Raw genomic sequence first — 17,681 nt, 5'->3', positions numbered from 1 at the left:
TCCCATGTGCACGAAAGGGAAACATCAACCCTTGATACAAACCACCTGCTTGAGCTTGGCGACGACCTCGACCAGGTCGGACTGGTTCGCCATCACGGTGTCGATGTCCTTGTAGGCGCCCGGAATCTCGTCCACCACGCCGGAGTCCTTGCGGCACTCGACGCCACTTGTCTGGTCGGCGAGATCCTGCGTGGTGAACGTCTTGCGGGCCTTGTTGCGCGACATCCTCCGGCCGGCACCGTGCGACGCCGACTCGAACGAGTCCGGGTTGCCGAGCCCGCGGACGATGTACGAACCCGTGCCCATCGAGCCGGGGATGATGCCCAGCTCACCGCGCCCGGCCCGGATCGCGCCCTTGCGGGTCACCAGCACGTCCTCGCCGAAGTGGTTCTCCTCGGAGACGTAGTTGTGGTGACACGAGATCGGCTCCTCGAACCGGATCTGCGGGAAGTCGGCGCGCAGCACGTCGCAGACCAGGCGCAGCATGACCGCGCGGTTGCGTCGCGCGTAGTCCTGAGCCCAGTACAGATCGTGACGGTATGCCGCCATCTCCGGCGTGCCCGCGAGGAACACGGCGAGGTCCGGGTCCGGCAGCTCGGCGTTGTGCGCGAGCTTGCGCGCCACCGAGATGTGGTGCTGCGCCAGCTCGTTGCCGATGCCACGCGACCCGGAGTGCAGCATGACCCACACGCGCTGGTCGGAGTCCAGGCAGACCTCGAGGAAGTGGTTGCCGCCGCCGAGCGTGCCCATCTGGTGCATCGCCTTGTCGGCGCGCGCCTTCACCACAGGCGTCAGGTCGTCGAACCGCCTCCAGAACGGCGCCCAGTCGGACGCGTCCCTTTCGGTGAAAGCGGTCGCCTTGTGCTGACCGAAACCGACGGGAACCACGGCCTCCATGCGCGACCGCAGCCCACGCAGCGTCTCCGGCAGGTCGCTCGCCGTGAGCGAGGTGCGCACGGCGGTCATGCCGCAGCCGATGTCCACGCCGACGGCCGCGGGGGAGACGGCGTCGCGCAACGCGATCACCGACCCCACCGTGGCACCCTTTCCGTAGTGCACGTCGGGCATGACCGCGATGTGCTTCACCGCCCACGGCAGCGCGGAGATGTTCTGGAGCTGTTGCATGGCGAACTCCTCGACCTCGTCGGGCCGAGTCCACATTCGGATGTCCACGTTCTGGCCGCGGACCACAGTTGCTGCCATGGACACGAGGTTAGGCGGCGTTCTGGTTGATCCACAAAGGAGTTTCAGTCGTCACGTCACCTGTCACGTCACCTGTCACGTCGACTGCTGACACGAACTCCCACGCCCCCTTGCGCACCTTGGCCTTGCTCATGTCGCCGCCGATGTTCGTGACGAACGCGCGCACCGTCGGGAGGTCGTTGACGTCCGCGATGAGGATCGCCTTGTGCTGCAACGTGACGCTGCCGCCGCCGAGCTTCTCGCGCGCGACCGCGTCCCCGAGCAGACCTTCGCGGACCTGCTTCGCGGTGATGCCGTCGATCTCGACCTGGACGGCGTCGACCTTCGGCGAGTTCGCCGGCAGGAAGCGGAACGTGAGCACCGACTCCTGGCGGAACTGCTTGCTGATCGTCGAAGCCGTGTGCCGCAGGCTGTTCTCGTTGAGGGTGACGTCGAACTTGCGCGAGCGTTCGAACGTCGTCTGCTGCAGATCGCTGGACCAGAACACGCCGTCGAGCAGCGTGGAGCGGGTGGTGACGCCGCCGTTGGCGTGCACGATGCCGCGGACCTCGCGGTCGAACTTCACCAGCTTGTCCTGCAGGCGCGGATCATCGGGGTCGGTGATGATCGCGGTGTTGTTCGTCGCGAAGATCTCCGGGCACGGCAGCGGTGCGCCCGCCGCCGTGCCCGAGGAGACCGTGATCGCCAGTACCGACGTGACTGCCACGAGGAGCTTTCTCATGGGGCACAACGTATTGGCCCAGGGTGCGCGGGGCATACCCCGTTCCACTCAGCGGGCCACGGCGCGCTTGTACTGGTAGTTGGCCAGCGGCACGAAGACCAGCAGGAAGATCGCGACCCAGCCGAGTGACGCGAGCACCGGGTGCTGCAACGGCCAGACGTCCGGCGGCGTCTGCAACGGCGAGGTGTTGCCGAAGAGTTCGCGCGCGGCGAGCGTCACCGCCGACACCGGGTTCCACTCCGCGATGTGCCGCAGCCCGGACGGCAGCCTTTCCGACTGCACGAACGTGTTCGCGATGTAGGTGATCGGGAAGATGAAGATGAAGCTGGCGTTGTTGAACACCTCGGGACTGCGCACCAGCAGCCCGATCCACGCCATCGCCCACGAGAACGCGTAGGCGAAGAGCAGCAGGATCGCGACCGCCGCGAGCGCCTCCAGCGGCGACGAGTGGATGCGCCAGCCGACGATCAGGCCGGTGATCATCATGATGACGATCACCAGCGCGTTGTTGACCAGGTCGGACGTCGTGCGGCCGACCAGGACGGCCGAGCGGGCCATCGGCAGCGAGCGGAACCGGTCGATGATGCCCTTGGTCATGTCCTCCGCCAGGCCGCTGCCGGTGATGGTGGCGCCGAACAGCACGGTCTGCGCGAAGATGCCGGCCATCAGGAACTCGCGGTAGTCCATGCCGGGGATCTCGATCGAGCCGCCGAACACGTAGGCGAACAGCAGCACGAACATGATCGGCGCCGCGGTCGAGAACACCAGCAGGTCCGGCACGCGCTTGATCTTGATCAGGTTGCGCTTGGCGACGACCGCGCCGTCGGCAAGCGCTTGCAGCAGCTTCACTTCTCGTCGTCCCCCGCTGAGTCGTTGTCCGCGTGGTGGCCGGTCAGGGCCAGGAACACGTCGTCGAGCGTCGGCCTGCGCAGCCCGATGTCGAGCACCTTCACCGACTCGCCGTCCAGCCGCCTGATCGCCTCCATCAGCACCCCGGACCCGCCGGCGACCGGCACGGTGAGGTGGTGCTGGCGTTCGTCGGACTCCATGGCACCGACGGCGAGGTCGGCCAGCGCTTCCTTGGAGGTGGCGAGTTCGGCCGTGGTGGCGACGGAGAGTTCGAGCCGCTCGCCGCCCACCTGTTCCTTCAGCTGGTCGGCGGTGCCTTCGGCGATCACCTTGCCCTGGTCGATCACCGCGATCTGGTCGGCGAGGCGGTCGGCTTCCTCGAGGTACTGGGTGGTGAGGAGAACGGTCGTGCCGCCTTTGACGAGTTCCTCGATGACGTCCCACATGCCGAGGCGGGACCGCGGATCGAGGCCCGTGGTGGGTTCGTCGAGGAACAGGACGCTCGGCTTCGCGACGAGCGCGCCCGCGAGGTCGAGCCTTCGGCGCATGCCGCCGGAGTAGCCCTTCACGGGGCGGTCGGCGGCGTCCTCGAGGTCGAACCGCGTGAGCAGTTCGCGGGCGCGTTCACGGCTTCTGGCGCGCCCGAGGTGGTAGAGACGGCCGACCATGTCGAGGTTCTCGAACCCCGTCAGGTTGTCGTCGACCGCGGCGTACTGGCCGGAGAGGCCGATGCACTTGCGCAGTTCGTTCGCCTGCTTGCGGACGTCGAGCCCGGCGACGCGTGCGGATCCCTCGTCGGCCTCGAGCAGAGTGGTGAACACCCGCACCGCCGTCGTCTTGCCCGCGCCGTTGGGACCGAGCAGACCCATGATGGTGCCCTCGGGCACCTTGAGGTTCAGGCCGTTGAGTGCGACGACCGACCCGTAGCGTTTGACCAGGCCCTCGGCCACGATCGCGTCTGTCATGCGGGCATCATGACGAACCGGTCTGACAATTTCGTCCGATTTACCGTACTTGGATCGGGTGATTGACAGCGGGTCTGAACGTGAAAATACTTCAGCCCCATGGACCGCGTGTGCGTCATCGGGGCAGGCTCTTCCGGCATCGCCGCATGTCAGGTGCTCGGTGCCCGCGGCATCGAGTACGACTGCTTCGAGTCCGGATCCGAGATCGGCGGCAACTGGCGCTACCTCAACGACAACGGCATGTCCTCCGCGTATCGGTCGCTGCACATCAACACCTCGCGGCAGATGATGGAGTTCAAGTCCTTCCCGATGTCCGCGAGCCTTCCGGCCTACCCCTCGCACTTCCAGATCGCCGAGTACTTCGACGACTTCGTGAAGCACCACGGCTTCCGCGACCGCATCCGGTTCCGGACCGAGGTCGTCTCGGTTTCGGCCACTTCTGATGGCTATTCGGTCACCACGCGCGATCGCGACACGGGTTCGGAAGTTTCGTCGTCGTACGGCTCGGTCATCGTCGCGAACGGCCATCACTGGTCGCCGCGGATGCCGGAACCCGCGTTTCCTGGTTCGTTCGACGGCGAGGAGCTGCACGCGCACTTCTACAAGACGCCGGAGCGATTCGCGGACAAGAAGGTGCTGGTTCTCGGTATCGGGAATTCGGCGTGCGACATCGCGGTCGAGTCGTCCCGGGTCTCCGCCCGGACGTTTCTGGCGATGCGGCGGGGCGCGCACATCATGCCCAAGTACCTGTTCGGGATGCCGACCGATCACCTGACGACCTCGCCGCTCGCCCGGTTCGCGCCGGCGTGGCTGCAGGCCCTGTCCGTGCGGGCGATGCTGCGGCTGGCGCGGGGCAAGCTCTCCGACTACGGGCTGCCCGAGCCGTCGCACGGGATCCTGGCCGCGCACCCGACGGTGTCGGACGACCTGCTGACCCGGCTCGGGCACGGCGACATCACGGTGAAGCCGAACGTCGCCCGGCTGGACGGCACCGGCGTGGTGTTCGCCGACGGCAGCCGTGAGGACGTGGACGTCATCGTCTACTGCACCGGCTACAAGGTCGACTTCCCGTTCCTGGACTCCGCCTCGTTCCCCTCGGTGTCCTCTCCGGACAACGAGGTGTCGCTGTACCGGCGGGTCGTGGATCCGGAGCATCCCGGGCTGTATTTCCTCGGGTTGATCCAGCCTCTGGGGGCGATCATGCCGCTGGCCGAGGCCCAGGCCGAGTGGATCGCCGATCTGGTGTCCGGGCGAGCCGCGCTGCCTCCCGTGCCGGAGATGAAGGCGGAGATCACGGCTTACCGGCAGTCGCTGCGGAGCCGGTACGTGAAGTCGAAGCGGCACACGCTGGAGGTCGACTTCCTCGGGTACCAGCGGGAGCTGCGGGAGGAACGCCGGGCGGGTGCGGCCCGCCGCTGAGACGGGTGACGTGGGTACGGTCGGGCGGTGAGTGGTGCGGTGGCGGCGAGTGCTCAGGTGATCGTTCTCAACGGTGGGTCCAGCTCCGGCAAGTCGGGGATCGCGCGGTGTCTGCAGGCCGTGCTGCCCGAGGCTTGGCTGGCGATCGGGGTCGACACGTTGATCGACGTGATGCCCGCGAGGTTGCGGCTCGGGGCTGAGGGCATCGGGTTCTCCGACGACGGGGACGTCACCGTCGGGGGCGAGTTCCGGATGCTCGAGGACGCGTGGATGGCCGGGGTCGCTGCGATGGTGCGCGCTGGGGCGCGGGTGATCGTGGACGACGTGTTCCTGGGCGGGATCGAGTCGCGGCAGCGGTGGGAGAAGGTGCTGGACGGGCTCGGCGTGGTGTGGGTCGGGGTGCGGTGTGACGCCGCCGTCGCGGCCGGCCGGGAGCTTGCGCGTGGCGATCGGGTCGCCGGGATGGCCGAGGTGCAGGCCGATCTGGTGCACCGGGGGATGACGTACGACGTCGAGGTCGACAGCGCGCGGTATGAGGCGATCGAGTGCGCCAGGGTGATCGCCGCGAGGATCTAGGCGCGGGGTGGGTCGTTCGGGGCGCAGGAACCGCCGCCTTGAGGCCAGCAGGACGGGCCGGTGACGGCAGGCCCACTCGAGGGTGCGGTCGACAGGATCGTTCGAAGATCCGTGTCCACTATGTTGCCCAGCGAGATCCAGCGGGCGAACACGCACGGCCAGACCTCGCCCGTGGAGGAGATGGCCACGGCGCCGTGACCGCAGCGGCCGCACAGCTGGTCAGCGGCAGGTGAAGCGTTTGCGCCCCGGCCGACGCCGCGCAGGTTGTCGACGCCGACGTGGGGGACACCGAGCTGGACGAGTTCGTCCCGTGCGGCGCGGGTGCGCTGCTGGCCGATGTGGTTGGACGTGCTGACGTCGATGACACCGGCGCGCAGCGGGATGTCGCGGTGCAGGGCCTCGGCGATGTTGGCTCTGGTGCGGGCGTGGCTGCCGCGGCGGCGTGTGATGGCGTCGTGCTGGGACGCGGTGTCGGAGTAGTAGGACGTGGCCAGGCGCACGCCGGGACGGGAGAAGGTGTCCCACAGGCGCGGGCCTATGTGCACGAGATTGCTGAAGATCTCGACCGCGAGACCGGCGCCGAGTGCGCGGTCCACGAACTCCGGTAAATCGGGATGTGATGTCGGTTCGCCGCCGATGAACTGAACCGAGTGCGCCCCGAGTTCGGCTACGTGGTCGACGACCCGCAACCAATCCGGCGGCCTCATCACGCCCTGTGTGCCACGCGGCCCGGAGTCCGCGTAGCAGTGCGTGCAACTCAGCTGGCATTTTCCGGTGATCTCGAGCCATGCGAAACGCAGGTCGGTCATGTCCCGCTCCCCTGGACGTCGCCGTGCGACAACCATCTTGCCCCGGCGAGTCGAGAAAGGAGCTGTCGAATTCATTCAAACATCTGTCTGATGTCGGGCTGATGACATGTCCCGGACACGAATCCGGCGGGCGCCACGCCGGATTGGTGTCAATCGACTGATAATTCGTCGGTCAGCAGCAGTCGCAACTCGTGCAGCAGTCGTCCATCCCGTTCACCTCCCCTCCGGCGGGCACCACGGTGGGCAGTCGGTACCGACCATGCCCACCAGTTCCGAGCGGAGTCGCGCGAGCCGGGCCATCTCGGCGTCGATCTCGTCGATGTGCCGGTGCAGCAGCTCCTCGGCCGGCTCGCACGGGCACTCGCCGGTGTCGCGGACGGCGAGCAACGACGAGATCTCCCGCAACGTCAGGCCGAGGCGCTGACAGTCGCGGATGAACAGGATCCGGTCCGCGGCCGACGACGGGTACTGCCGGTACCCCGACGACGTGCGCGGCGGCGGCGCGAGCAGGCCCGCGCGTTCGTAGTACCGGACCGTGTCAGGCCGGACCCCGACCTGCCGTGCGAGCTCGGCGACTCTCATGTGCCCCACGCTAAACCTGTGAGCGCACTCCAATGTCAAGAGAAGCAGGGCTCAAGCTCGGGTCATCACGAAACAGGCGTAGCCGCTGCCGACCGCGGGCTCCGGCAACCGCTCGATGTCGAACGACGATCCGAACAACCGTTGCTCGGCACCCACGGCAAGTCCGGGGAACCGCCCGCCACGACGCTTCCACCACGAAACCTCGTCGTAGAAGCACCACATCACGAACACCGAACCGGGATGCGACAGCCTCAGCACCGTCGCCGCCATCGCCTCCATCGCGGGCCCGCTCATGTCGTCCAGCACGCTGTAGTCCACGAGCAGGTCGAACGTCCCGGAGACACCGGGAATCGAGGTAGCGGTCAGATCCCCCGGCAACCACGAGATCGACAACGACGGTGGCGTCGCGCGCCGAGCCTTCTCCAGGCCCACGGGGGAGTAGTCCACACCCGTCACGTCGAAGCCGTGTTCCGCGAGGAAGATCGAGTTCGCCCCGCTGCCGCAGCCGAGATCGATCGCGCGTCCCGGCGCGATCCTCCCCGACGTCACCAGCCCATCAGCTCGTCGCGGGGTCCGCCTTCCCACGGCGCCCAGGTCCGGTACATGAAGTCGTAAGCACGACGACCGACCATCGCAAGGCCTCCCAACGAAAAGCGGGGCCACTGACGTTACCGTCAGCAGCCCCGCGGAGAACACGGCCGAAGAGACCCCGTCCGAAGAAACTCAGTGCACGCCCAGCACACCGTCGATGCGGCGCGGGATGCCCAACGGGTTCGCGTCCTGCAACTCCGCGGGCAGCAACGCGTCCGGCCACGACTGGTAGGTCACCGGAGCGATCCACCGGCGGATCGACGTGGCACCCACCGACGTGTGCAGCGGGTTCGTCGTCGACGGCCACGGGCCACCGTGGTGCTGGCCCCACGCCACCGCGACACCGGTCGGCCACGCGTTGAAGATGATGCGACCCGCGACGTGCCGCAGGATCTCGGCGATCTCACCGGCCTCCGCGTGGTCCGACGTCTCCGCGTGCACCGTGCCGGTCAGCGTGCCCGGCAGCTTCGCCAGCACCGAGTGCAGTTCCGCCGGCGAGGAGTACGTCACGGCCAGCGCGGCCGGGCCGAAATGCTCCTCGGTCAGCTTCTCGAGGTTCTCCTCGAACACCGACACCGGCACGCTGAACAGCCGCGGCGCCACGGCCCACGCCTCGTCCGGGCGCGTGCCCGACGACACGACGGACACCAGGTCCGATGCGGCCAGCGCGTCCGTCGAAGCCTTGTAGGAGTCGCACATCCGCTCGTTCAGCATCGCGCCACCGGCGGTCGCCGCGACGGCCTCACCCAGCGCGGGCACCAGCGACTCGGGCGTGAACACCAGACCGGGGTTCGTGCAGAACTGCCCGACACCCATCGTCAGCGACGCCGCGAACCCCGCGGCGATGTCCTCACGAGCGGCCGCACCCGGCAGGATCACCGTCGGGTTCACGCTGCCCAGCTCGCCGTAGAACGGGATCGGGTCCGGCCGGCCCTGCGCCAGGTCGAACAACGCCCGCCCGCCACCGGTCGACCCGGTGAAGCCGACCGCGCGCACCGCCGGGTGCTTCACCAGCGCGACACCGGACTCGGTGCCGAACACGATGCCGAACACACCTTCGGGCGCACCGGCTTCGCGCAGAGCGTCCACGACGACCCGCGCGGTCTCACGAGAAGTCGACGGGTGCGCCGAATGTGCCTTCACCACAACGGAACAACCGGACGCCAGCGCGGAAGCCGTGTCGCCACCGGCCACCGAGAACGCGAACGGGAAGTTCGACGCGGAGAACACCGCGACCGTCCCAAGAGGACGGAGCACACGCCGCAGCACGGGGCGCGGCGGGATGATGTCCGGGTTCGCCGTGTCCAAAGTGGCCTCGACGTAGCTGCCCTCGCGCAACACCTCCGCGAACAGCCGCAGCTGGTTCGTGGTGCGCTTCAGCTCCGTCGTCAGCCGGGGCACGCCGAGAGCCGTCTCGCCGTCCGCGGTCTCCACGAGCAACGAGGACTCGGCGTCCAGCGCGTCCGCGACCTTCTCCAGCACGACAGCGCGGTCCGCCGCCGGAACCACCGACCAAGCGGAGAACGCGACAGCCGCGGCGGAAGCGATCCGGTCCACCTCGCTGTCGGGGGTCTTCGCAACCGGTTCGCCGAACGGCTCACCGGTGCGCGGGTTGTATCCCTGAACGACGTGGCTCAACGCCCTGCCTCCTTGACTGCCGTGTCGAAATCGGGGCCGCACCAGGCCCCGCCCACGTACTTCGCCGCGTACGACGAGGGGTCGAGCTCACCGCCGTGCTTCTCCAGCACCTCGGCGGCGAACTCCTCCGAGTCGTCCTGCGGCTCGTAACCGATCGCGCGGGCCTCGTCCAGCGAGAACCAGCCGCGCTTGTTGTTCGAAACGCCCCACACGATCCGGAACCCCGGCGAGGCGACGGAAAGGCACGCCTCGAACAGGCGCGCGCCGTCGTCCGGTGACATCCACGTCGACAGCATCCGCACGTCACGCGGCTTCTCGAAGCACGAACCGATGCGGATCGCGATCACGTCCATGCCGTAGCGGTCGGCGTACAGCGACCCCAACGCCTCCAGCGCCACCTTGGACACTCCGTAGTAGGTGTCCGGGCGCGGGAAGACGTAGTCACCGGCCTCGCCGTCGGCGCGCTCGACGTAGCCCACGGCGTGGTTGGAGCTGGCCAGGATCACCCGGCGCACTCCAGCACGCCGCGCGGCCTCCAGCACGGTGTGCGTGCCGTCGATGTTGACGCTGAGGATCTTGTCCCACGCCTCCTCGAGGCTGTGGCCGCCGAGGTGGATCACGGCGTCGACGTCCTTCATCGCGGCTTCCATCGCGGCCATGTCGGTCACCGTCGCCTGGACCAGCTCGACGTTCTCGCCGTCAGCGGCCGCGGGTAGCTCCGCGATGTCCAGCAGCCGCAGGGCACGGCCTTCCGCGGCGAGACGGGAACGCATGAGCGTCCCCACCCCACCACCGGCGCCGGTGATCAGGATGCGTGCGGTCACGGGTTGGACCCCTCCGTCTTGTGCAGATGTCTCGGCAGTACTCGTGTCAGCGACCGAACTGGCGGAGAAGCTCGGTGATCGTCCGGGCGGCGTCCAGCAGAGCGGCGATGACCTGCCGCTCGTGCTCGGGGTCCAGTCTGCCCAGTGGAACCGAACAACTCATAGCGTCCAGAACGGGGTTTCGGTAGGGCAACGCGACCGCGAAGCAGCCCAGCCCAGGAGTGTTCTCCTCGCGTTCGTGGGCATATCCGACATTCCGGAACCCGGCGAGCTGCTCGTGCAGCGCCGCCCGATCGATCACGGTGTTCGGGGTCAGAGGTGCCAGTTCCGCGGGGAGGATCAGGTCGACGTCCTCCGGCGTGCGCGTCGAGAGCACGGCTTTGCCCAGCGACGTCGAGTGCGCGGGCAGCCGGCGGCCGACGCGCGAGACGACGCGCAGGTGGTGCTCGGACTCGCGGCTCGCCAGGTAGACGACGTCCGCGCCGTCCAAACGGGCAAGGTGCACGGTCTCGTTGATGTCCTGCCGGACCTGTTCCATCACGCGGATCGCCGCGCGCACCACCGGGTCGTGGTCCAGATAGGACGTACCGACGAGCAGCGCGCGCACGCCGATGCCGTACGTGCCCCGGTCCGAGTCGACCTCCACCCAGCCGCGCGCGACCAGCGTCTGCAGCAGCATGTAGAGGCTCGACTTCGGGTAGCTGAGCTCTCGGTGCAGCTCCGTCAGCGTCAGCCGGCGGTCCGACGCGGAGAGCACTTCGAGCAGCTCCACCGTTCGGTCCGCGGACTTTACTGCGCCCGGACGAGCTGTGCCCTTGTCGATCGGCGACGCCACCTGGCCTCCTTCGAAACCCGTACGCAACATGCCCTTGACACGTCGCTGTGCTGATTCTTACAGTCCTGCACCAGGTTCACAAGTACGACCCCCGTTCACATATATGAACACGAAGGGCTCCGACGATGCGCCGTAGAACAGCCACAACCATCGCCACGCTTGGCGTGGCAGCGCTGCTCGCAGGTTGTGGCAGCAGTGGCAACACGGCGACGTCGTCCAAGGACCCGAACAAGCCTCTGGAGGTGTGGACCCGCTCTACCGAGGCAACCGCGAAGGTCTACGAGAAGATCTTCAAGTCGTTCACCGAGAAGACCGGTGTGCAGGTCGACTACAAGCCGATCTTCAACGACTTCGACAAGCAGGTGCAGCAGCGCGCCGCGTCGAAGGACCTCCCCGACGTCGTCATCACCGACACCGGCTCGCTCGGCAACTTCGTCAAGCAGGGCTGGACGACCGAGGTCAGCCGCGAGGACGTCGCGGGCGGCGGCGACATCGTCGACCGCGCGTGGAACAACGGGAAGGGCGCGGACGGCAAGTTCTACGCCATTCCGTACTCCACCCAGGCGATGGTCACGCTGATCCGCAAGGACTGGCGCGAGAAGCTCGGCAAGCCGGTCCCGACGACGTGGGAAGAGCTCGACGACCTCGCGAAGGCCTTCACCCGCAACGACCCCGACGGCAACGGGCAGAACGACACCTACGGCATGCTCGTGCCGGGCACGACCGACCGCGGCTACCTCGCGTGGTGGGCGGCCAGCTACATCTGGCAGGGCGGCGGCGACATCCTCGAGGAAGAGGGCGGCGGCAAGTTCTCCGTCGGCATCGACTCGCCGGAGTCGACCAAGGCGATCGAACGGCTGCGCAAGCTCTTCTGTGAAGAGAAGGTCATGCAGCCGGGCTCGCTGACGCTGGGCACCAACGACGCGCACCCGCTGTTCGAGTCGGGCAAGAGCGGCATCTACCTCACCGGCCCGTACATGATCGGCCGCTTCGACAAGTCGGTCGGCAAGGACAAGTACGAGGTCATCGCGTCCCCGCGCGGCCCGGCCGGCGCCACGGTGCTCGGCGAGGGCGAGAACATCTACCAGATGGCCGGCTCCGCGAAGACCGCCGACCAGAAGAAGCTCGCCGAGTACCTGATCACGGCAGAGGCGCAGCAGGCAGGCATGAAGGGTGACCCGCAGCCGGTCGTCCGCCTCCCCGTCAACAAGACGGTCGACGTCAACGCCACCTACAAGGACCCGCGCTGGGCGACTGTGGCCGGCGTGTACCAGAGTGAGGCGCGGCCGTTCCCGAGCGTGCCGAACTTCGCACCCTTCCGGCAGAAGACCTCCGAGACGCTCAACTCCATCTTCGCGAAGTGCCCGGCTGACTCCTCGGCCGAACTGAAGTCCCTCGCGGACGCGTTGAAGAAGGAGCTCGAGAACCAGAAGGCGTCGCAGTGACGGCAGTTCAGCCGACCGAGAAACATCACTGGGACACCCGAGACGTGGGCTCGACGGCTAGTGGCGGCGGTGCCGTCGAAACCCACCCCGTGAGGCGGCGCCGCCGGCGTCGCCTCACGGGAGCCACCTTCATCCCGTGGCTGTTCCTGCTTCCCGCCGCGCTGATCTTCCTGGTCTTCAAGTTCATCCCGATGGCGGAGGGGATCCGGCTCTCGCTGTTCGAGGTCCGGCCCTTCCTCGGCGACATCTTCGTCGGCTTCAAGAACTACTCGGCGATCCTGTCCGACGAGAAGTTCCTGACCGCGAGCTGGCACACCCTGGTTCTCGCCGGTGGCCAGACCATCGGCGCGATGCTCATCGGCTTCTTCCTGGCGTTGCTGCTGGAAGGCCACACCAAGTCGCTGTGGTTCGTGCGGTCCGCGGTGTTCCTGCCCGTCGTGGCGGCCACCGCGGTCATCGGCGAGATCTGGCGGCTCTTCTTCTACCCGGCGCCAGAAGGCTTCCTCAACGAGCTCATCTCGTGGGTCGGCCTCGGGCCCTGGGAGTACATCCACAGCACGGACACCTCGCTTGTGTCGGTCATGTTCGTCGGCATCTGGAAGCACGCGCCGTACGACATGGTGCTGATCCTCGCCGGGCTCGCCGGCATCGACCGCCAGCAGTACGAGGCAGCCGCGATCGACGGAGCTTCGACGCCGCAACGGATCTGGAACGTCACGCTGCCGGCGCTGCGCCCGGTCATCACGATCCTGCTGACGCTGGCGGCGATCCGCGGCCTGCGCGTCTTCACCGAGGTCTACGTGCTCACCGGTGGTGGACCCGCGGGGTCGACCGACGTCTGGATGACGCGCGTCTACACAACGGCGTTCGAACAGTCGGAAGCCGGGCTCGCCTCTGCTGGTTCTGTGCTGTTGTTCCTGGTTACCTTGGTTCTCACGGTCAGCGTGCAGTGGTACCGCCGGTGGAAGGAGGCGCGATGAGCGTCAACTCGAGTCGCTTCGACAGTGCCATCGGCTGGTCCACCCGCCCGGACGCGTGGGTCAGCAGGGGCATCCGGGTTCTTTTCAGTGCCCTCGCTGTAATCCTTTTCTGCGGCCCGCTGCTGGTCATCTTCTCCGGTGCGTTCGACCACAACCCGGACCCGACCAAACTGTCGGTGATCCCGGACAACCCGTCGCTGATCAACTTCCAGGTCGCGGCGGAGAACAAGATCTGGCACTACCTGATGAACTCGTTGATCATCGCCGGTGGTGCTCTGCTGTTGCAGCTGGCGGTGAGCGTGTTCGCCGCCTACGCGTTGGCGCGCAAGAAGTTCCGCGGTCAGGCCATCGCTTTGTTGGTCATCCTCGCCACGATGATGTTGCCGGAGGAGGTCATCGCGATCCCGCTCTCGCTGGTGATCGGAGACCTACCGCTGGTGCACGTGAGTCTGAAGGGCACCCTGCTCGGCGTCATCCTCCCGTTGGGGGCTTGGGGTTTCTCCATCTTCGTCATGACGGAGTTCATGAAGGAGATCCCCAGCGAACTGGAGGAGGCGGCCAAAGTGGACGGTGCCGGGGAGCTGCGTCTCTTCGCGCAGATCATCCTTCCCCTGTGCAAGCCCGCGCTCGGTGTGATCGCCGTGTTCGGCTTCAACATGATTTGGGAGCAGTACCTGCTCCCCCTGATCGTCGCCGCTGACCCCTCCGATTACACGCTCACGGTCGCACTTCTCGCGCTCCGGTCCGACGACATGGTCGGGACGGGCATCGTGCTGGCCGGAGCGTTGCTGGCGCTGGTACCGAGCTTGGTCGTGTACCTGTCGCTGCAGAAGTCCTTCCTGCGTGGGATCACCACCGGAGCGATCAAGGGATGAGTCTGGTTATGCAACTCGATGGTGTGCTGTTCTTTCCGGTGACCCCGTTCGACAGCGAGGGGAACATCGCGTACGACGTGCTCGCCGAGCACGTCAAGCACGGTGTCTCCGCCGGGCCGGGCGCGGTGTTCGCCGCCTGCGGCACCGGCGAGTTCCACGCCCTGGGGCTGGAGGAGTTCGAGCGCGCGGTGGCCGTCGCGGTCGAGGCGACCGCGGGCAAGGTGCCGGTGTTCGCCGGTGCGGGTGGCTCGGTCGTGGCGACCAAGCAGTTCGTGCAGGCGGCCGAACGTGCTGGTGCGCAGGGCATCCTGCTGCTGCCGCCGTACCTGGTGACGAACCCGGCCGCCGGACTCGTGCGGTACGTGGCCGAGGTCGCCGGCGTCACCGAGCTGCCGATCATCGTGTACCAGCGCAACAACGCGCGGTTCACGCCGGAGACCGCCGTCGAGGTCGCGCAGATCCCGAACGTCGTGGGCTTCAAGGACGGCATCGGCGACCTCGACCAGATGCAGCGGATCGTGCTTTCCGTTCGTGCCAACGTTGACAAGCCGTTCCAGTTCTTCAACGGCCTGCCCACCGCGGAGATGACCCAGCTCGCCTATCGGGGCATCGGCGTCGAGCTGTACTCGTCGGCCGTGTTCTGCTTCGCGCCGGAGATCTCGCTGGGCTTCTACAACGCCGTGCAGTCCGGCGACACCGAGCTCGTGAACCGATTTCTGTTCGAGTTCTACAAGCCTCTCGTCAAGCTGCGGGACAAGGTTCCCGGCTATGCGGTTGCCCTGGTGAAGGCCGCGGTGCGCGCGAACGGCCTCGACGTCGGTGGTGTTCGCCCGCCGCTGATCGACCCGCTGGACGAGCACGTCGCCGCTCTCGACAAGATCATTGCCGCTGGTAAGGCGTTGCTGGCATGAAAATCCCGTCGTTGAAGATCACAGACATCGTTCTGACGCCGATCGCGTTTCGCGATCCGCCGCTGTTGAACGCCGCCGGCGTGCACGAGCCGTGGGCGCTGCGCACGATCGTCGAGGTGCACACCGACGAAGGCATTTCCGGGCTGGGGGAGACCTACGGCGACCTCGCGCACCTGGAGCGCTCGCGGTCCGTTGTGGACTCTCTGATCGGGCTCGACGTCTTCGCGCTGAACGAGATGCACGCGCGGGTGTCTGCTGCTCTCGGCGGCAAGGCCGGGCCGGACAAGCACGGGCTGACCGGGAAGATCACCGCGGAGAGCACCGTCGACCGGGTGTACTCGCCGTTCGAGGTCGCGTGCCTGGACATCCAGGGCAGGGCTCTGGGGCGTCCGGTGCACGACCTGCTGGGTGGCGCTGTTCGTTCCGCTGTGCCGTACTCCGCGTACCTGTTCTACAAGTGGGACGGGCATCCCGGCGCCGAGCCGGACGAGTGGGGCGAGGCGATCGACCCCGCCGGCATCGTGGCGCAGGCGCGGAAGATGATCGGCGAGTACGGGTTCGGGTCGATCAAGCTCAAGGGCGGGGTGTTCCCGCCGGAGCAGGAGATCGAGGCGATCCGGGCGCTGCGCGAGGCGTTCCCGGACCACCCGCTGCGGCTGGACCCGAACGCGGCCTGGTCGCCGGCGACGTCGCTGAAGGTCGCGGCCGAGCTCGACGGCGTGCTGGAGTACCTGGAGGATCCGACGGCGGAGATCCCTGGGATGGCGGAGGTGGCCGCGAAGGCGCCGATGCCGTTGGCCACCAACATGTGCGTGGTGGCGTTCGAGCACCTCAAGCCGTCGGTGGAGCAGGACGCCGTGCAGGTGTTGCTGTCCGACCACCACTACTGGGGCGGGCTGCAGCGGTCGCGGCAGCTGGGCATGATCTGCCAGACGTTCGGCATCGGCCTGTCGATGCACTCGAACTCGCACCTGGGCATCTCGCTGGCCGCGATGACGCATCTGGCCGCTGCCACGCCGAACCTGAACTACGCGTGCGACACGCACTATCCGTGGAACGCTCAGGACGAGATCGTGGAGCCGGGCGTTCTGTCCTTTGTGGACGGAGCGGTGTCGGTGCCGGTCACTCCAGGCCTCGGTGTCTCGCTGGATCGCGATGCGTTGGCGCGCATGGCCGAGAACTACGTGAAGTGCGGGATCACCGCGCGCGACGACACGGGTTACATGCAGAAGTTCGACCCGAGCTACGAGAGGAAGCGTCCCCGGTGGTGAAGTCGGTTGTCCACGCCTATCCCTGGGACCTGATCGGGGACCCCGAGGCCGTTGCGCGGTATCAGGGTCTCGGCGTCGACGCGATCGCCCTTGCCGCGTCGTACCACACCGTGCGGGCTGCGACACCGTTGCATCCGCAGCACCGGTTGGTCGATGCCCGGCACGCGGCGTTCTACCTGCCGGTCCGGGAGTCGAACTTCGGGCGCCTGGTGCCGGCGGAACCGTCCTGGGTGGACGGTTCGAACTCGTTCGGTGACGCGGCGGCTTTGGTTCGTGCGGCCGGATTGCCGGTGTACGCGTGGACGGTGCTGTCGCACAACTCGCGCCTGGGTGACCTGCACCCGGACGTCACCGTGGTGAACGCGTTCGGGGATCGCTACCCGTACGCGTTGTGCACGGCCCAGCCCGATGTCGTCGAGTACACCTCTGTGCTGGTGTCCGAGGTGCTGGAACTCGGTGCGCCGGACGGGATCATCCTCGAGGCCTGTGGCCCGCTCGGGTTCTTCCACGGCGGGCACCACGAGAAGACCGACGGTACGGACTGGAATCCGGTGCAGCAGAAGCTGTTGTCACTGTGCTTCTGTTCTTCGTGCACCGCCTTGTACGCCGACCCGGATGCCCTGCGTGAAGCGGTCCGGGCCGGGGTTGATCGCGGTGCACCCAGCGTTGAGGAAGCGTTGGGTGCGCTCGCGGAGGACGTTCAGGCCGTGCGCACCGGCGTGGTGAGGTCGTTGCGGCAGAGGCTGGTCGGCGAGATTCGTGCCGCGGCGCCGTCGATCCGGATCGGCATGCACGTGACGGCGGACCCGTGGGGCACCGGGCCGTTCGCGACCGTGGCCGGTGGCCTGGACGCGGACGTCGACGTGCTGACGACGATGTGCTGGCCGGGCCCGGAGGTCGCGGTGCCCGGCATCGAGGCTTTGCAGGCCGCTGCTCCGGACACGCGGATCGCCGCGTACGTGCTGGGGTTGCCGCCGAAGCCCGCCGACGGCGCGGCGCTGTCGAAGGAGTGGCTGGCCTACCTCGACGCCGGCGTCGAGGAATTCCACCTGTACCACGGAGGTTTGGCGTCAGCCGCTCGTTTGGACGCACTGCGTGAGGCCGTGGCCGCCGTAAGCCGGTAACTGTGAAGCGAACTCGCTGCAACCCTTAGTGCTCGCGGTTCCGTCCTCTGAACATGAGGCACA

General features: G+C 67.4%; 18 protein-coding genes. 8 read left to right on the top strand and 10 right to left on the bottom strand.

From position 1 onward, the window contains the following. Nucleotides 1-24 precede the first annotated feature (24 nt). From ACWGE0_RS27535 to ACWGE0_RS27520, 4 genes are read right to left on the bottom strand one after another with little or no spacing between them, the layout of a single operon-like run. Nucleotides 25-1,203 carry an RtcB family protein gene (locus tag ACWGE0_RS27535; RefSeq protein ID WP_452263784.1) on the bottom strand — a complete coding sequence of 393 codons (1,179 nt, stop codon included), beginning with the start codon at nucleotides 1,201-1,203 and terminating at the stop codon, nucleotides 25-27. Between the two features lie 10 nt (nucleotides 1,204-1,213). Further along, nucleotides 1,214-1,924, bottom strand: coding sequence for a hypothetical protein (locus ACWGE0_RS27530; RefSeq protein WP_452263783.1), 711 nt, complete (start codon nucleotides 1,922-1,924; stop codon nucleotides 1,214-1,216). Between the two features lie 48 nt (nucleotides 1,925-1,972). Beyond that, nucleotides 1,973-2,773, bottom strand: a complete 801-nt coding sequence (locus ACWGE0_RS27525) for an ABC transporter permease (RefSeq protein ID WP_452263782.1) — start codon at nucleotides 2,771-2,773, stop codon at nucleotides 1,973-1,975. Continuing rightward, nucleotides 2,770-3,738 (bottom strand): ATP-binding cassette domain-containing protein, encoded by a 969-nt coding sequence (locus tag ACWGE0_RS27520; protein ID WP_452263781.1) that lies wholly within the window; start codon nucleotides 3,736-3,738, stop codon nucleotides 2,770-2,772. Before ACWGE0_RS27520 ends, ACWGE0_RS27525 begins: the two co-directional genes overlap by 4 nt. 99 nt (nucleotides 3,739-3,837) lie before the next feature. On the opposite strand from ACWGE0_RS27520, the gene ACWGE0_RS27515 reads away from it, so the two are divergent. Then, on the top strand, nucleotides 3,838-5,157 hold the full coding sequence (locus tag ACWGE0_RS27515) for an NAD(P)-binding domain-containing protein (RefSeq protein WP_452263780.1): 1,320 nt from the start codon (nucleotides 3,838-3,840) through the stop codon (nucleotides 5,155-5,157). A 27-nt stretch (nucleotides 5,158-5,184) separates the two neighbouring features. After that, a complete protein-coding gene (gene cpt, locus ACWGE0_RS27510; RefSeq protein ID WP_452263779.1) occupies nucleotides 5,185-5,733 on the top strand; it encodes a chloramphenicol phosphotransferase CPT in 549 nt (182 codons plus the stop codon). Here the strand turns inward: cpt and ACWGE0_RS27505 are convergent. The 6 genes from ACWGE0_RS27505 to ACWGE0_RS27480 form a co-directional block, all read right to left on the bottom strand. Continuing rightward, entirely contained in the window at nucleotides 5,730-6,542 is an 813-nt protein-coding gene (locus ACWGE0_RS27505) for a radical SAM/SPASM domain-containing protein (RefSeq protein WP_452263778.1), read from the bottom strand. The two genes, cpt and ACWGE0_RS27505, sit on opposite strands and share 4 nt — an antisense overlap. 213 nt (nucleotides 6,543-6,755) lie before the next feature. Beyond that, the gene (locus ACWGE0_RS27500; protein ID WP_452263777.1) at nucleotides 6,756-7,124 is read right to left on the bottom strand and encodes a heavy metal-responsive transcriptional regulator; all 369 of its coding nucleotides are present in this window, start codon (nucleotides 7,122-7,124) and stop codon (nucleotides 6,756-6,758) included. 51 nt (nucleotides 7,125-7,175) lie between these two features. Then, nucleotides 7,176-7,673, bottom strand: coding sequence for a class I SAM-dependent methyltransferase (locus tag ACWGE0_RS27495; protein WP_452263776.1), 498 nt, complete (start codon nucleotides 7,671-7,673; stop codon nucleotides 7,176-7,178). A 174-nt stretch (nucleotides 7,674-7,847) separates the two neighbouring features. After that, entirely contained in the window at nucleotides 7,848-9,353 is a 1,506-nt protein-coding gene (locus ACWGE0_RS27490; RefSeq protein WP_452263775.1) for an aldehyde dehydrogenase (NADP(+)), read from the bottom strand. Continuing rightward, nucleotides 9,350-10,177, bottom strand: coding sequence for an NAD-dependent epimerase/dehydratase family protein (locus tag ACWGE0_RS27485; protein ID WP_452263774.1), 828 nt, complete (start codon nucleotides 10,175-10,177; stop codon nucleotides 9,350-9,352). Before ACWGE0_RS27485 ends, ACWGE0_RS27490 begins: the two co-directional genes overlap by 4 nt. Nucleotides 10,178-10,223: 46 nt before the next feature. Then, on the bottom strand, nucleotides 10,224-11,012 hold the full coding sequence (locus ACWGE0_RS27480) for an IclR family transcriptional regulator (protein WP_319964660.1): 789 nt from the start codon (nucleotides 11,010-11,012) through the stop codon (nucleotides 10,224-10,226). Nucleotides 11,013-11,176: 164 nt separating this feature from the next. Between ACWGE0_RS27480 and ACWGE0_RS27475 the strand changes: the two genes are divergently transcribed. The 6 genes from ACWGE0_RS27475 to ACWGE0_RS27450 all read left to right on the top strand — a co-directional run bounded on the left by ACWGE0_RS27475 (nucleotide 11,177) and on the right by ACWGE0_RS27450 (nucleotide 17,618). After that, nucleotides 11,177-12,457: an ABC transporter substrate-binding protein gene (locus tag ACWGE0_RS27475; RefSeq protein WP_452263773.1), complete on the top strand. Its 1,281-nt coding sequence runs from the start codon at nucleotides 11,177-11,179 to the stop codon at nucleotides 12,455-12,457. Nucleotides 12,458-12,546: 89 nt separating this feature from the next. Next, a complete protein-coding gene (locus ACWGE0_RS27470; protein ID WP_452263772.1) occupies nucleotides 12,547-13,437 on the top strand; it encodes a carbohydrate ABC transporter permease in 891 nt (296 codons plus the stop codon). After that, nucleotides 13,434-14,312, top strand: a complete 879-nt coding sequence (locus ACWGE0_RS27465; protein ID WP_452263771.1) for a carbohydrate ABC transporter permease — start codon at nucleotides 13,434-13,436, stop codon at nucleotides 14,310-14,312. Before ACWGE0_RS27470 ends, ACWGE0_RS27465 begins: the two co-directional genes overlap by 4 nt. An 8-nt stretch (nucleotides 14,313-14,320) precedes the next feature. Next, nucleotides 14,321-15,223 (top strand): 5-dehydro-4-deoxyglucarate dehydratase, encoded by a 903-nt coding sequence (locus tag ACWGE0_RS27460; RefSeq protein WP_452263770.1) that lies wholly within the window; start codon nucleotides 14,321-14,323, stop codon nucleotides 15,221-15,223. Between the two features lie 11 nt (nucleotides 15,224-15,234). After that, nucleotides 15,235-16,494 (top strand): glucarate dehydratase family protein, encoded by a 1,260-nt coding sequence (locus tag ACWGE0_RS27455; protein WP_452263769.1) that lies wholly within the window; start codon nucleotides 15,235-15,237, stop codon nucleotides 16,492-16,494. Continuing rightward, complete coding sequence (locus tag ACWGE0_RS27450) at nucleotides 16,491-17,618, top strand: hypothetical protein (protein ID WP_452263768.1); 1,128 nt, start codon at nucleotides 16,491-16,493, stop codon at nucleotides 17,616-17,618. The genes ACWGE0_RS27455 and ACWGE0_RS27450 overlap by 4 nt, the downstream gene beginning before the upstream one ends. The last annotated feature ends 63 nt before the right edge of the window (nucleotides 17,619-17,681 follow it).

The sequence above is a fragment of the Lentzea sp. NPDC054927 genome (assembly GCF_053610285.1).
Note: the sequence above shows the minus strand (reverse complement) of the source record. Positions and strands in the feature narration are given on the sequence as shown.

Excerpts from the sequence above, each read along its gene's own strand:
- ACWGE0_RS27520 (WP_452263781.1), bottom strand. The coding sequence starts at position 3,738 with ATGACAGACGCGATCGTGGCCGAGGGCCTGGTCAAACGCTACGGGTCG.
- ACWGE0_RS27460 (WP_452263770.1), top strand. The coding sequence starts at position 14,321 with ATGCAACTCGATGGTGTGCTGTTCTTTCCGGTGACCCCGTTCGACAGC.
- ACWGE0_RS27515 (WP_452263780.1), top strand. The coding sequence starts at position 3,838 with ATGGACCGCGTGTGCGTCATCGGGGCAGGCTCTTCCGGCATCGCCGCA.
- ACWGE0_RS27505 (WP_452263778.1), bottom strand. The coding sequence starts at position 6,542 with ATGACCGACCTGCGTTTCGCATGGCTCGAGATCACCGGAAAATGCCAG.
- ACWGE0_RS27530 (WP_452263783.1), bottom strand. The coding sequence starts at position 1,924 with ATGAGAAAGCTCCTCGTGGCAGTCACGTCGGTACTGGCGATCACGGTC.
- ACWGE0_RS27500 (WP_452263777.1), bottom strand. The coding sequence starts at position 7,124 with ATGAGAGTCGCCGAGCTCGCACGGCAGGTCGGGGTCCGGCCTGACACG.
- ACWGE0_RS27535 (WP_452263784.1), bottom strand. The coding sequence starts at position 1,203 with ATGGCAGCAACTGTGGTCCGCGGCCAGAACGTGGACATCCGAATGTGG.
- ACWGE0_RS27465 (WP_452263771.1), top strand. The coding sequence starts at position 13,434 with ATGAGCGTCAACTCGAGTCGCTTCGACAGTGCCATCGGCTGGTCCACC.